General features: G+C 47.8%; 13 protein-coding genes. 3 read left to right on the plus strand and 10 right to left on the minus strand.

The annotated features are described in order from the left end of the window. Position 1: 1 nt before the first annotated feature. The 4 genes from LCM20_RS10710 to speE all read right to left on the minus strand — a co-directional run bounded on the left by LCM20_RS10710 (position 2) and on the right by speE (position 3217). Positions 2 to 847, minus strand: coding sequence for a DUF1934 domain-containing protein (locus LCM20_RS10710; RefSeq protein WP_225195446.1), 846 nt, complete (start codon positions 845 to 847; stop codon positions 2 to 4). A gap of 53 nt (positions 848 to 900) precedes the next feature. After that, entirely contained in the window at positions 901 to 1347 is a 447-nt protein-coding gene (locus LCM20_RS10715; protein WP_225195447.1) for a hypothetical protein, read from the minus strand. A 161-nt stretch (positions 1348 to 1508) separates the two neighbouring features. Next, entirely contained in the window at positions 1509 to 2381 is an 873-nt protein-coding gene (gene speB, locus LCM20_RS10720; protein ID WP_225195448.1) for an agmatinase, read from the minus strand. Between the two features lie 5 nt (positions 2382 to 2386). Further along, positions 2387 to 3217 (minus strand): polyamine aminopropyltransferase, encoded by an 831-nt coding sequence (gene speE, locus LCM20_RS10725; protein ID WP_225195449.1) that lies wholly within the window; start codon positions 3215 to 3217, stop codon positions 2387 to 2389. Positions 3218 to 3312: 95 nt separating this feature from the next. Between speE and LCM20_RS10730 the strand changes: the two genes are divergently transcribed. Next, entirely contained in the window at positions 3313 to 5370 is a 2058-nt protein-coding gene (locus LCM20_RS10730) for a transglycosylase domain-containing protein (RefSeq protein ID WP_225195450.1), read from the plus strand. 178 nt (positions 5371 to 5548) lie between these two features. Here the strand turns inward: LCM20_RS10730 and LCM20_RS10735 are convergent, their stop codons facing one another. From LCM20_RS10735 to LCM20_RS10755, 5 genes are all read right to left on the minus strand, one after another. Further along, positions 5549 to 5890: a YolD-like family protein gene (locus LCM20_RS10735; RefSeq protein WP_225195451.1), complete on the minus strand. Its 342-nt coding sequence runs from the start codon at positions 5888 to 5890 to the stop codon at positions 5549 to 5551. A 312-nt stretch (positions 5891 to 6202) separates the two neighbouring features. Continuing rightward, the gene (locus tag LCM20_RS10740) at positions 6203 to 6742 is read right to left on the minus strand and encodes a YwhD family protein (RefSeq protein ID WP_225195452.1); all 540 of its coding nucleotides are present in this window, start codon (positions 6740 to 6742) and stop codon (positions 6203 to 6205) included. A 248-nt stretch (positions 6743 to 6990) separates the two neighbouring features. Next, positions 6991 to 8991, minus strand: coding sequence for an ABC transporter permease subunit (locus LCM20_RS10745; RefSeq protein ID WP_225195453.1), 2001 nt, complete (start codon positions 8989 to 8991; stop codon positions 6991 to 6993). A gap of 120 nt (positions 8992 to 9111) precedes the next feature. Continuing rightward, positions 9112 to 9612, minus strand: coding sequence for a YwgA family protein (locus tag LCM20_RS10750; RefSeq protein ID WP_225195454.1), 501 nt, complete (start codon positions 9610 to 9612; stop codon positions 9112 to 9114). A gap of 12 nt (positions 9613 to 9624) precedes the next feature. Continuing rightward, entirely contained in the window at positions 9625 to 10920 is a 1296-nt protein-coding gene (locus LCM20_RS10755; RefSeq protein ID WP_225195455.1) for an HD domain-containing protein, read from the minus strand. 327 nt (positions 10921 to 11247) lie between these two features. Here LCM20_RS10755 and LCM20_RS10760 point away from each other — a divergent pair, with 327 nt between their 5' ends. After that, positions 11248 to 12090 (plus strand): biotin/lipoate A/B protein ligase family protein, encoded by an 843-nt coding sequence (locus LCM20_RS10760; protein ID WP_225195456.1) that lies wholly within the window; start codon positions 11248 to 11250, stop codon positions 12088 to 12090. A 374-nt stretch (positions 12091 to 12464) separates the two neighbouring features. Here the strand turns inward: LCM20_RS10760 and pta are convergent, their stop codons facing one another. Next, positions 12465 to 13436, minus strand: coding sequence for a phosphate acetyltransferase (gene pta / locus LCM20_RS10765; RefSeq protein ID WP_225195457.1), 972 nt, complete (start codon positions 13434 to 13436; stop codon positions 12465 to 12467). A gap of 243 nt (positions 13437 to 13679) precedes the next feature. Here pta and hemQ point away from each other — a divergent pair, with 243 nt between their 5' ends. Next, the gene (gene hemQ, locus LCM20_RS10770) at positions 13680 to 14417 is read left to right on the plus strand and encodes a hydrogen peroxide-dependent heme synthase (protein WP_225195458.1); all 738 of its coding nucleotides are present in this window, start codon (positions 13680 to 13682) and stop codon (positions 14415 to 14417) included. Positions 14418 to 14754 lie beyond the last annotated feature (337 nt).

Below are 14754 nucleotides of genomic sequence, written 5' to 3' on the forward strand. Positions count from 1 at the left end.
TTCAGCTCTCCTCCTCAAACGTCAACGTCAAGCTGTGCGCCTGCGTGACTTCATGGTTTAACGTCATTTGATATCGAAGCGTCAATTTCCCTTTTGAAGCTTCCTCCAGCAACTGAAACTCCATCTTCTCTGTGACCGTTCTCATATGAAAATCACCATACGTATGGTGGTAAATATTCTCGGTTTCTACTTCTGGTTGAAACACTTGGCGCATCTCGACGCCGCCGCTCCGCTTAATACTGACGTGACTCGGCTTGACCGTCACCATTGTCTTAATGGCATCTCCCTCGTCCGGGTGTTCTGTGAACGTCAGTACTTTCGTATCTCCACGTTGGTAGAACTGCCCCGGCTCGTTAACTTCCATCTTCTCTTTTCGACCGTCGTCCTTGATTTCGGTTACGAGCTTCACCTGAACGTCTTTGGCGTTACTTGGCATGTCCATCCGCCTTTCATTGTTGATAATTTCGTACACTATAACTTGTATATTATAAGAATTCGAGAGAAAAAACGCAAGCCTCCCGGAATATGTCGAACTGTTGTGACTTGGGTGCAGGCGCGTTTCGGGGTTCGGGCGCGACTTTCGTGATTCGAGCGCGACTTCCGCCGTTCGGGCGCGACTTTCGCCGTTCGAGCGCGACTTCCGCGGTTCGGGCGCGACGTTTGCGATTCGAGCGCGACTTCCGTGGTTCGGGCGCGACTTTCGCCATTCGAGCGCGACTTCCGCCGTTCGGGCGCGACTTTCGTGATTCGAGCGCGACTTCCGCCGTTCGGGCGCGACTTTCGCCATTCGAGCGCGACTTCCGCGGTTCGGGCGCGACTTTCGCCGTTCGGGCGCGACTTTCGCCATTCGAGCGCGACTTCCGCGGTTCGGGCGCGACTTTCGCAGCCCAACTCCTATTATTATGAAAGCAGCCGCTCCACATAAGTCTGGATCAGCGAAATGTTCGTCACGTGCTGCGTGATGCTGTATGCGAGATACAGGACGGCTGCACTGATGACGACCAACCTGTACCATTTTCTCGGTACGGTCTCCTTAAGCGGCTGTTTTTCCGGAACGAACAATAGCAGGATAAACGGCAGTAACAGGCCGATCATCGTCAAGTCGATGTTCCATTGACCACGTTCTTTCGATAACGCTGTGTAAAATAACAACGCAGTCGATTGCTTATCTTGAATGTTGACTTCTTGTGTTTCAGACGCGATCATTCCGCGCTCGATCGTCAGGGTGTCCCCTTCTACTTTATAGTCATAGCCTGACGGGTTCCAGTTTAACCCGAACGTGACAAATAAAAGGGAAGCCATCACGATCGTATAGGCAACGATAATGCCAATCGTTTTTCGATTCATAGATTATGACTCCTTTTCTCAAAATCAAAGGCTCAGGGCGCCATGGCGCTGGAGCCGGATTTGGCTTATAAGGCGAGTGTAATCCCCAAAGCCAGAATTCTATATTTTTCGATCCAATAGAAAAACCACCCCTGGAGGTGGCTTTGTCTCTATCATATCACTTATTTCGTGAAGCCTAAAAGCATTTCACGTACAAATTTACTTGCAGCAATCTGTGTTCGTTCTGTTGGATCGTAAGCCGGCGCGACTTCGACTAAGTCAGCGCCGACTACGTCCACCTCACTACCCGCAATCGCGTGGATCGCTCCTAGTAATTCCTTCGATGAAATGCCGCCTGCTTCTGCCGTTCCCGTACCAGGGGCAAAGGCTGGATCGAGAACATCGATGTCGATCGTCACGTACACCGGGCGTCCCGACAGTGTCGGGAGAATCTCTTGAAGCGGTTCGAGCACTTCATACCTGGACATGTGCATGCCACTTTGCTCGGCATATGTAAATTCTTCACGCATGCCGGAGCGGATACCAAACGAATAAATGTTTTCTGGACCGATCAGTTCGCACGCCTTCCGGATCGGGGTTGAATGAGACAACGGCTCGCCTTCGTACTCTTCGCGTAGATCCGCGTGTGCGTCGATGTGAATTACGGCCATATTCGGATACTTGCGATACATCGCTTTGAGCACAGGCCACGTTACTAGGTGTTCCCCACCCAGACCGAGTGGAAACTTGTTTTTTTCTACTAATTGATCGATGTAGCCTTCGATCATATCAATGCTCCGCTGCGCATTACCGAACGGCAGCATGATATCGCCTGCATCATGATAGCGGATCTCTTCCAAGTGACGGTCGAGATAAGGGCTGTATTCTTCAAGTCCGATTGAGGCTTCACGGATTCGGGACGGGCCGAAGCGTGAGCCTGGACGGAAGCTGACCGTCCAGTCCATCGGCATCCCGTAGATGATTGTATCCGCCTCTTCTTCCGTTGCGCGGCTCATGATGAATACTTTTCCAGAGTAACTTTCGTCAAACAACACGTCGCTCACTCCTTCGTCAAATCCTTCACAAACTTCGGCAGAGCGAAGCAGGCGGTGTGAAGCTCTTCGGTGTAATAGTTCGTATCCAGCTCTTCGAAGCGCTCTTCCGGTACTTGAAGCGGATCGTACAGCTTGCTTCCCATTGTGAACGTCCACAACCCACTTGGGTAAGTCGGAATGTTCGCCGTGTACACCTTCGTAATCGGGAATGTTTCTTTCACATCTCCGTAAACCTGACGGATCAAATCAGCCTTGAACCAAGGGTTGTCTGTTTGGGCGACAAAGATGCCGTCTTCCTTCAGCGCTTTAGAGATGCCCTCATAGAATCCTTTAGAAAAAAGATTCACAGCGGGTCCGACGGGTTCAGTGGAATCGACCATGATGACGTCGTATTCACGCTCACTTTTAGCAATGTGCATGAAGCCGTCGTCCACTTTCACTTCTACACGCGCATCATCGAGGGTGCCGGCAATGCTCGGCAGGTATTTTTTTGAGTATTCGATGACCTTGCCATCGATCTCGACAAGCGTCGCTTTCTCGACACTCTTGTGCTTCAACACTTCACGGATGACGCCGCCGTCTCCTCCGCCTACGACCAGGACATGCTTCGGACTTGGGTGCGTGAACAACGGGACGTGCGCCACCATTTCGTGGTACACAAATTCATCTTTCTCTGTCGTCATAACCATATCATCCAGGACAAGCATGTTGCCCCATTCTTCTGTCTCGAGCATTTCGAGCTCTTGGAAATCTGTTTTCTCTTTATGAAGGGAACGGTTGATTTTCGCTGTGATGCCGAAATTCTCCGTTTGTTTTTCAGTAAACCATGTTGCCATGTTCGCTTCGCCTCTTTCATAGGTTTAAAAATATGCATATTCTCACATAATAATAGCAGTCTTTATACATTCTTAACAGTTAGGAGTATAAAAGAATGCTTTTTTTTATACGATTCACCTTCAAATGGTTTAAACGTGGCGTGAAATGGTCCTTGTTCGCAGGGGCTGCCGCATTCATAGGCGTGCTCTGTGTACTCGGGTATGCCATCACGCAAGGTCCCCCGTCCCTCATGACCGAACAGAACACCGTCTACTATAGTCAGGACGAAGCCATCATCGGCGAGGATCACGGAGCAGAGGAACGATACTGGACGAATATTGAAGATATGCCCAAATCGATCAAGGAAGCGACCATCGCGATTGAAGACCGCCGCTTCTACGACCACTTCGGATTTGATGTGAGGCGTATTGCATCCGCCGCATTGACCGATTTGAAACATATGGAGATGGTCGAAGGCGCAAGCACCATCACACAGCAGTATGCGCGTAACCTCTATCTTTCCCACGATAAGACGTGGAAGCGGAAGATCCAAGAGGCACTCTATGCGCTCAGGCTCGAAATTTTCTACAACAAAGATGAAATTCTCGAAGGCTACTTAAATACGATTTACTACGGACACGGAGCGTACGGTATCGAAGCCGCCAGCCGCTATTTTTTCAATAAACCGGCAGAAGAGCTGACCTTGACGGAATCAGCCATGCTCGCAGGTATTCCGAAAGGGCCGAGCTACTACTCTCCGCTCGCCAATGAAGAGCGCGCCAAATCGAGACAGAGCTTAATCTTATCTGAAATGGAGAAGAGCGGTTTCATTACGGATTCTGAGAAGACCGAAGCGGTAACGGCAAGCCTGACTTACTCAGATCCGGACAAGCAGACCGACAAAGACGTCGCCCCTTACTTCCAGGATCAAGTCCTGACGGAGGCCGCACGCATTCTCGATGTCGAACGGGAAGCCGTCCAAACCGGCGGTTACCATATTTACACCACTCTGGTCGAAGAACACCAGACCATTTTGGAAGAAAAAATTGCAGCGGCCATGCCGAGTGAGGAGGATGCCCAAGTCGCATCAGCCGTCATGGATAGTGAATCCGGAAGCATTACGGCCCTGGTCGGTGGACGGGATTACAGTGAGAGCTCCTATAACAGAGTGACGCAGGCAAGACGCCACGTGGGATCGACGATCAAGCCGTTCTTATATTATGCGGCACTTGAAGAAGGGTATTCTCCTGTCACGATGATCAAAAGTGAGGATAAAGCGTTCAAGTGGAATGGCGAAGAAAATGGGTATGACCCGAAGAACTACAACCATAAATATGCCGAAAAGCCGATTACGATGGCACAGGCTCTCGCCGTATCCGATAACATTTACGCCGTATCGACACATATGGACATCGGACCGAAGAATCTCGTCAATACGCTTGAGACGTTCGGGATTTCAACTTCCGCAGAGGCCGTTCCCTCCCTTGCGCTCGGGGCTGTGAACATCTCCCTATATGAAATGCTCGAGGCGTACGGCAAACTGGTACATGGGTCCGAATCCCTACGTGGACATACTATCCAGAAAATCACCGACCGTCACGGCAATGTTTTATATGAATACAAGCCGGTCTTCAACGAAGAAGATCCGATTGACCCCGACCGTGCCTTCACGGTCACGCACATGATGACAGGAATGTTCGATTCGGTCTTGAGTGCGGATTACGCACCTGTCACAGGCTCTTCCATTCTAGGAAAGCTAACACGCATGTACGGCGGGAAATCCGGAACCACGGATGCTGACAGCTGGATGATCGGCTTCAGCCCAGAATACTTATCCGCTGTATGGATCGGTCATGACAAAGGACAGCCGCTGACTGATTTCAACGAAAAACGGTATGCCAAGACCATCTGGGCAGATACAATGGAAGCGATACACGAACCACTTCCACAAGCTGCCTTCATCCCGACTCCAGGCGTGAAGGGTGTCTACATCGACCCGGAAACCGGATTCCGCGCCGGACCGAACTGCCCGCAGGAGCGGTTGATGTACATGCCGAAGAAAGACATTCCGAAAACGGTCTGCGGCAGTGATGAAAACCGCGACATCGAAGATTTGGAAGATGAATTCCGAGACGACCCTTGGTTCAAAGGAGTAGTCGACTGGATTTTCTAAAACATAAAAAAAGACAGAGAAAACGACCGGTGAGCATCCGGTCGTTTTCTCTGTCCTAGTAACACATGAGTGTAACCCATGTGTTACTTAATATATTACCCGCACCCATTTCAGTCAAGATTAGCCAACTCGGTTTTGTTACATTTCTGTGAACGTTTTGTGAATTTTAACAAAACGGTTACACAATCGAAATATCAGCGATCCGATCGAGCGGCACTTTGACCGGGTCTTTCGTCTTCCAATCCACCCCATACACCGTTTTCTCCAGCTTGTTCACCTGCTTCATCTTCAGTTGAAGATGTTCATAATCAAAGCCGTTGTGCACCTTCACTGAAACCGTCAAATTATCGCTCAGTGCGCGCTGCAGCAGAAAGTCGATCTCCACTGCTTTCTGTTCATCCAATATGCCCTTTTCAACACGCTCATCCTCTTTCCAAAGGTTACGGATCATCTCGACATGCTCCGGAAGCATAAGCGACGTCCACTTAATCGACCCGCGGTCACGATTTTGTTCTCCCATAGCTGCTCCTCCTCATAACACGAACATTTGTTCTTATTCTATCATAAAAAGAGCCAGCGTATACTGGAATTTAGCGGAAAATCCTAAAAAGGGTCTTTCTTCCCGTGTGCGGGATGGACTGAACACGTCATGAGTCAGGACCTCACGGCTGTTTAGGCTTTCCGCTCGATGAAAAAACGTGCTGAGATACGCTGTCACTCCCCTTTTCTCCCATCAGCGATGATAAAACAGTACAGAGACATGCGTTCACGACGATTACTGTTCATCCATAAAAAAAGGAGCCTCATCACAAGGCTCCTTTTCGTACCAGACTTACTCCACTCCGAGAGAGTCTTTCAGTTCTTGTCTTGTATTTTTCCAAAGCTCAGGCTTAAAATCACGCAGGTATTCGCCAAGCAGCTTCTTCGATGGCTCGTCCATGTGGTCGACGGCGAACTTCCCTTTCAAGGATTTGTCCATATGATTCACGTGCTCGGGCATCAGCTTATAGCCACGCTTAATGGAACGATCGACACGGAGTTCACTGGCTGCCACTCCGTAGTAGCCGGCGCCTTCACCCTCACGATGGTCGACGGTGATCCAGGCGATCCAGTACAGAAGGCCGTTCGGGACCTCTTCCTTGTTCGGAAGGAACTTGATCCGCTTCTCCACTTTACTGCGGGCATGAAGAGCGCCCATATCAATAAAGGCCTCCCCTTCATTCGGATCGACGATGACAGGCGTCATATTTTCCAAACTGATGGAACCGACACCATATCCGCCGTGACCATCCGTGGAGTCGTCCTTTAGAATAGTAAATTGATTTTTCTTTTTATCTTGTCCGTCTTTGTTGTTCAAATCGAACTCTTTCATCGTAGCGTGTCCTCCTCTGTTGAGACTCACAGTTTGTCCCCATTTTAACACATATTGAAGTCACTTTTTAGGAGAAGCCCTTATCCAATGTTTTTGTCGAAAAAGGAGGAGTGGGGAGAGTTTTGTCGAAGTATCTTACTTAAGCAGGATCTATCTGCAAAAGGGATGTACGTCTTGCCATACACATACATAGGCAGTAGAAAGGGCGCAGTTGACAACTCAACTGCGCCCTTTCTATCTTCTATAGGTCACCCCTGCTTCCGCCTCTCGATATCCGGCTCATGTGTGAACACGAAATCTTCCGGCTCTGGTTCCCACGATGGACGATAACGTTTGGCTTTTCTATTTTGAAGAAGCTTACGCCACCAGTTCGTGCGTTCAATCGGAACGCCGACGCGCACCTGCTGCACTTCTTTTATTCCAGAAATGATCAGCTGCATGGAGACGATCAGGATGACAAAACAGACGAGAGCAGGAATGATGTACCACCAGCGGCCCGTCATCAAAGAATCCTTCGAAGCTCCAATCAACCCGGACCACTCAAACGTAGTCGAGGTCGGAGGGTCATTTTGAAACGGAGCAAAGGTCTTCTTCGTCCCCCCAAAGTACAGGTTGAAAACGCCCAGGTGAATCATCAGAAGCAGCGTTTGGATGAATTGCTGTCCGAATACCACTCCCATCCGGCTGCTCAGATGAGGCAGAAGGTGCTTACGAATCAAATGCACCGAACTCCCGCCCATCACTTTCGTACTCATGACAAACTCTTCTTTCATCAACAACTTCATTTCATTTCCGAATAAAATCGTAACAAGAGGCACTACGAGAATCGTCATGATGATCCCTTGATACAGAATCCGCTCGAATTCGGTCGTTGTAAAGCCGCCCATCGGCATTAATAAGACAGGACTCAACAGCACATAAGCGATTAGCGTAAGCGGCAGAAAGTGCATGCCGTCGATCAGCTTTTCCATCCCCTTCTGAAGTTTAGAAGGCAGGAAGAATGCGAAAGGCACCGCTAGAATGAAGCCGATGATCATCCGCATAAAAGCGACGGCGAGGGCGAAAAGAATCGTGTACTTCGCCCCGACCAGCAGTTGGTCGAAAATACTGAATCCAAGCTCAGTCGTCCCGAGAAACACAAATTCCGGGGAGTGTGGAGCTGCACTGACAAGCTTGTTATCCTCGTAAATATGGAAGAACTGATCGACTAACGGATCCGCCGTAAAGGTGTAAACGAGACTGATCGAAAGCATGGTTGTGATTACGAGAAACCCAATCAGGAATTTGACATTTTTAAAATGGGCGCCTACTTCCCCCATGATCTCCTTGAAACTCTTATTTCCCTGCCCTTTCGAATACCCGGAACCGACAAACGTATTCATTTTCCAATTGATGTGATCCGAGGCGTCATCGTCCTTGAAGACAAACACCTCGGTTCCTTGATAAATGATAAAGAACGGCGTGAACAGAAGCAGCATGATCGCTGTTGTGACAATCGGACGGAAGTCATTGAAAAAGGCCGTCGTTATGCCGTTCATATTAAAGATGTATTCAAAGATAAACAGACTGGAAAGCGACACCCAGATGATGATCTTGGAATGGTAGAAGACGCTCTTCATAATATTACGAAGGACGTGGACGTTCAGAATGACACTTTTCTCAAGTCCCTTGCTCCGAGCCATCTGGACGTAGGAGCGTGACACTTCGTCTTCCATCAGCATGAGAATGACTTTATACAACATGATCATCGGCAGGACCGACACGGCTATAATCGGCAAACCATAGATCTTTTCCGAGCCCACCGCTGCAAAGTCTACGAACAGGATTTCCGTCTGTTTATACAACCATACGATGAACAGTTGCAAGCAGAAAGCAAGCAGCAAATCCGGAATTGACTCTAGTAGATTCAAGACACGCTCGACGACGCTTTTTGCCCACTTTGGAAGAAACATCGTCCCGAAAGCGAGAATAAAAGCCACGACCACAGCGAGGATGATCCCAGCGAAAAAGACGATCATCGAATACCGATAAGGCTCCCATAAGTGTTCAAAAAGCGGAACGGGATTGCCTTTGAAGAAATAAACCCATTCAGAAGGGTTCAGAATGCTTCCTACAAGCATTTGCAGTTCAGAGAAATAGGAGGATACATTAAAGAAGGACCCTTCCCTGAACAGTGCAGGTGACGTACTAATCAACAAAATACCAATGACTCCAAGAACATAATAAGACAAAAACCGAATGATCTTCATAATTTTGACCCCTGTTTTTTTATTTTCCAGAAATTTAGTGACGCAGTATTGCCTCTTACTTATGTATCGGACGATAAAAAAATAGATATACTGAATCATTCAGCATATCTATCTTCTATCTTAATGGATGGACCTCATTTTTTCAATAAATTCCCATCCTTCATCCATATCTTCATCGGTATAATTCTGGGTACTCTTCACCGTATAGACCTTTTCCTTCACTTCTTCTTTCGGCAGGTCTTCGAAGAACAACATGGTCGAAACGAGCTCTAGGAAACGGGAGCTCTTCTCATTCATCGCCACGATGTGGTTCTGCAGTGGCGGCATGTTGTTTTCATAGTGTTCAAGAAAAGCCTTGCCATTACCCGTAAGCTTGTACCGGTACTGGTAGTAATTCTTCTTCTCTTCCTTCGTCTCACTGATAAACCCTAAGTTGCACATCTCTTCGACCCTTAGCGTCAACTCTTCTGAATACGGTCCGTAAAAATGGAATTGGTAGCGTTCTTCAAATGGGATTTCACACTTTTTCAGTATGTAAATCATCTTCTGAAGCTTCTTACGCCCGACAATTTCATCCGTGCTTGAGAAAAACTGCATCAACTTTGCGTGATTCTCCAACATGGAAGCTCACTCCTATCCAAACAATATTTCCATAATCCGCTTCTTCGTCTTACTCCGACTGGACATCTCCTCTAGGCGGTCGAGAGGGATGTACAATTTGTGATCGGTCCGCTTCTTCCCTGAAATCGACTCGACAATATCAGACAGCCTGGACAGCTCCCTCAACTCCTGATTCGGCTGCAATAAGTGGATCGGAAGACGCTCTTCTTCCTCTCCAGGCCGATAAAAATCATAAGGAAGGTCGGAACTCGAGTCCACGACCAAATAATAGTCCGGATTCAGCCCGGCCTTGCTGAAGAGCTTGTACAGCTCCATCCATTCTTCCATCTGTGAGTTCGGATTGAACTCGATGTATTTGAACAGCTTACGATTCACAAACCGGTAGCACAGATCACTGAGCACAGGATCCTCTTCGTTCATCCACGTCTGAAAATAGTAAAGCGTCACCGCTTCATCAAGCGCCAGATACTCTGACAGCGTCGGCTTCTCCTTGAAAAAGGACAGGAAATGCGTCGGCTGCAGTTTGAATGTGTAATTCGACTCGTACAGTTCCTTCGCTCGGTGGAGAATCTTCGAGAGAATCACCTCGGCACTCCGCGTCACGGGGTGGAAATACACCTGCCAGTACATTTGGTAACGACTCATGATGTAATCCTCCACGGCGTGCATGCCGCTCTCTTTCACCACGACCTGGTCTTCCATCGGACGCATGACACGAAGGATCCGTTCCATATCGAAGTGTCCGTAACTGACACCCGTAAAGTACGCATCGCGCTGCAGGTAATCCATCCGGTCCGCATCAATCTGGCTTGAGATCAGGCTGACCACCAGCTTGTTGGAATACGTCTTGTTGATGACATCCGCAACCTTCTTCGGAAAACCGGCCTCTACTTTTTTCAATACCTGATTCACTTCCGTATCACCGAGAATGATCGCCTGCGTGTAATCTTCGTGATCAAGCTTGAACACTTTTTCAAACGAATGAGAAAAAGGACCGTGCCCCAAATCATGCAGAAGAGCCGCACTTAAACAAAGCAGCCGCTCCTCATCGTCCCAGTTCGGGCGGTCTTTGAAGTTCTCGATAATCCGTCTGACAATCTCGTACACGCCAAGAGAATGATTAAAACGGCTGTGCTCCGCTCCGTGGAACGTCAAATAAGACGTCCCCAGTTGTTTGATGCGGCGAAGTCTCTGGAATTCAGCTGTTCCAATCAAGTCCCAAATCACACGATCCCGCACATGAACGTACCGGTGAACCGGGTCTTTAAACACCTTTTCTTCACTTAACTTCTCATCACGATAAGCCATCAGCTTGTCCTTTCCACTCGACATTTTTTACTATTATATACCTTTTTATATGACAAAAAAACATCTTGACTTTCATAAAATTTGTAAAAACTATAACAACACCCTTTCTCGAAAGGGTGTCACAGGTTCAATATTCTATCAAAATCTTTGTCGTATGAGTAGACCTTTTTCCAAATGAAAATGACCTTTCATATCTTTCATCCCCTTACCCCCAATCATGACGTCACAAACGGAAAATTTGAGTTCCATTCCATCATTTAGAGTGAACCGGCGTTTTTTTGATATACTGGTACCATCGCAACATTGCAAAGTGAAGGAGTTAACAACATGTCAGAAACCCATAGATTATTACACCCGACCTCATATCGGTTCATCGACCAAAGCAACCTCGGTCCTACCTTTAATGCGCTCCAGTCTTTTGCGACGGATGACGCGCTTTCGATTTCCGTTGGTGAAGGTTCAAGCCCGACGACAGCCCGCCTCTGGGTCCACCACGACACGATCGTGCTCGGCATCCCGGATGCGCGCCTGCCCTACATCCAAGAAGGGGTCGATTATTTGAAGTCAGAAGGCTACAAAGTGATTGTCCGTAACTCAGGAGGACTCGCCGTCGTATTAGATGAAGGCGTTCTGAACCTGTCGCTCATTTTTCCCAATTCAGACGGCGTCAACATTCATGAAGGCTACGATGCAATGGTCGATTTCATCCACGTCTTATTTGAAGACCTAACAAAGGACATCGAAGCTTATGAAATTACACGCTCCTACTGCCCCGGCACGTATGATTTAAGCATTGATGGCAAGAAGTTCGCCGGTATCTCTCAGCGCCGCGTGAAAAACGGTTCGGCTGTTCAAATTTATTTGGACGTCACAGGAAGCGGTTCCGAGCGTGCGCAGTTGTTGAAGACCTTTTATGAAGTAAGCAGAAAAGGCGAAGAAACCAGGTTCACCTATCCGGATATCGACCCAAGCGTCATGGCTTCTCTTAATGAACTTCTCGGAACTACATTGAGCGTTTCCGACGTCCGCGACCGGATCCTGCGCAAACTCTACGATTTATCAGGCCACATCGTAACCGATCCCCTCGAAGGGACGGAAATCACTAATTTTGAAAAACGATTCGAACAAATGATCAAACGAAACGAAAAAGCGCTGGAAAACCTCAAATAGAGGTCCAGCGCTTTTCTTATTGCTAGTTGAGGGGGATTGGGACAGGGACGACTTGCCTGAAGGCGGTGTCTGTCCCATTAAATGCTTTATGGGACTATGAGCCGCTCCATTGGTATGGTGCCTGTCCCATTTATTGTTTTATGGGACTGTGAGCCGCTTCACTGGTATGATGCTTGTCCCATTTATTGTTTTATGGGACTATGAGCCGCTTCACTGGTATGATGCTTGTCCCATTTATTGTTTTATGGGACAACGAGCCGCTCCATTGGCACGATGCCTGTCCCATTAACAGCGACATAGACTTAGGAACGAACACCTCCCCCTAATAAAGAAAAAACCACGACCTTTACGGCCGTGGTTTCATCATTTATTCATTAAACAGACTGCGCTGCTGTAATGATGGCAAGCTTGTACACGTCATCTGCGTTACAGCCACGTGATAGATCGTTGACTGGCTGATTCAGTCCTTGAAGGACCGGTCCGACCGCATCAAAATTGCCTAGGCGCTGTGCAATTTTGTATCCGATGTTACCTGCTTCAAGACTTGGGAAGATAAACGTATTCGCTTCTCCTTTTAATGGAGAGTCCGGTGCTTTTTTCTGTGCAACAGAAGGAACGAATGCAGCGTCGAACTGGAACTCACCGTCGATCAATAGATCAGAGTTCTGTTCTTTCGCAAGCTTCAACGCTTCAGAGACTTTCTCTGTTTCTGGAGACTTCGCTGATCCTTTAGTAGAGAAGCTCAGCATCGCTACTTTAGGGTCGATGTCGAAAAGCTGTGCGGTATCGGCACTAGCCAGTGCAATCTCTGCAAGATCCTGGCTGTCCGGGTTGATGTTGATTGCACAGTCTGCGAATACATACTTCTCTTCGTCACGAACCATTACGAATACGCCGGACGTCTTTTTAATGCCTGGTTTCGTTTTGATGATTTGAAGAGCCGGGCGTACTGTATCTGCTGTGGAGTGTGCTGCACCACTCACTAGACCGTCCGCTTTGCCCATGTAGACAAGCATTGTACCGAAGTAGTTGCCGCCTTGAAGGATTTCACGCGCCTGCTCTTCTGTCGCTTTTCCTTTACGACGTTCAACAAAGCTTGCGACCATCTCGTCGAATTCATCGTAGTTGGCTGGATCGAGAATGTCTGCTCCCGATACGTCTACTCCTACCTCAGATGCTTTCTGTTCTATTTTTTCTTTATTTCCGACTAGTACAGGTTTCAGCATACCGTCTGCACCAAGCTGACTTACTGCTGTAAGGATACGTTCGTCTAATGCTTCAGGGAACACGATTTTCTTGCCTTTTCCGTCAATCTTCGCTTTCAAAGTATCAAATAGGTTACTCATGTTTAACCCTCCATTTTTCATTTCTGTTATATATGATAAGACCTTTTGTGTTTAAATGAAAGTGGTTCGGTTTGAATTTTTTCAAGGAAGCGATTCCAATTTCACTTTACCCTCTTTTGACCATTCTCATTCGTTTGTCACAAAGATGATCTATTTTCCACAAGGCTCGCGAATGAAGGAAGCTGTCAAACTGTGTTATATTGAGTAAGGATATTTCTATATTTGAAAAGGAGCGATCACACCATGCCAGAAGCAGTTACGACAATGGATGGCTGGTATTGCCTTCACGATTTCCGTTCCATCGACTGGACCGCATGGAAGCATGCGAGCAGTGAAGACCGTGAACAGGCGATCCAGGAATTCAAAGAAATGGTTGGAACTTGGGAAGATACAGAGAAAGCGAAAGAAGGCAGCCATGCTTTATATACAATCGTGGGGCAAAAAGCAGACTTCTTAATGATGATTCTGCGTCCGACTATGGAAGAGCTGAACACGATCGAAACAACGTTCAATAAATCCAAGCTGGCTGAATTCACGAAGCCTGCTTATTCTTACGTATCAATTGTTGAACTGTCCAACTACATGGGCAATGCAGATGAAAACGATCCGGAAATTCAGGCGCGCCTTAAGCCGACCCTTCCGAAGTGGAACCATATCTGTGTCTACCCGATGGACAAGCGCCGTCAGGGTAATGACAACTGGTATGTATTAGAAAAAGAAGACCGAGCGAAGCTGATGTATGAGCACGGCATGACCGGCCGTCAATATGCGGGTAAAATCCGTCAAATCATCACAGGCTCCTTCGGCTTCGACGATTGGGAATGGGCCGTTACTCTATTTGCGCACGACCCGCTTCAGTTCAAGAAGCTTGTCTATGAAATGCGCTTCGACGAAGTGACATCCCGCTACGGCGAATTTGGATCCTTCTATGTCGGAAACATTCTGAAGCCGGATGCGATCGATCAATTCTTAGACATTTAATCATGACTTGCAAGGACTCCGTCATCACGGGGTCCTTTTTCTATGGGCGTTAGTTTCTTCGCAGATTCACATAAACAAAAAAGACTCCACTACAGAAGCAGAGCCCTTCATATTCCGTCGAATAGATGACCGATCACTTTTCTAACACCCCGTAGCATCCAAAATAACAGCCTGAGCGGTACCATAAGGAGCTGAGGTATCCATAACAGGAGCTCGATCATCCACGACACGATGTCAAATAGCCACTCAAAACGAGACGATCCCTTTTTCCGATTTTTCTTCATCCACTCCCGCCTTCCTTTCTTTAAATACGGAAAGCAGGGTGCGAATGTTTCAA

This window comes from Halobacillus litoralis (assembly GCF_020171725.1).
Taxonomy (GTDB): domain Bacteria; phylum Bacillota; class Bacilli; order Bacillales; family Halobacillaceae; genus Halobacillus; species Halobacillus litoralis_F.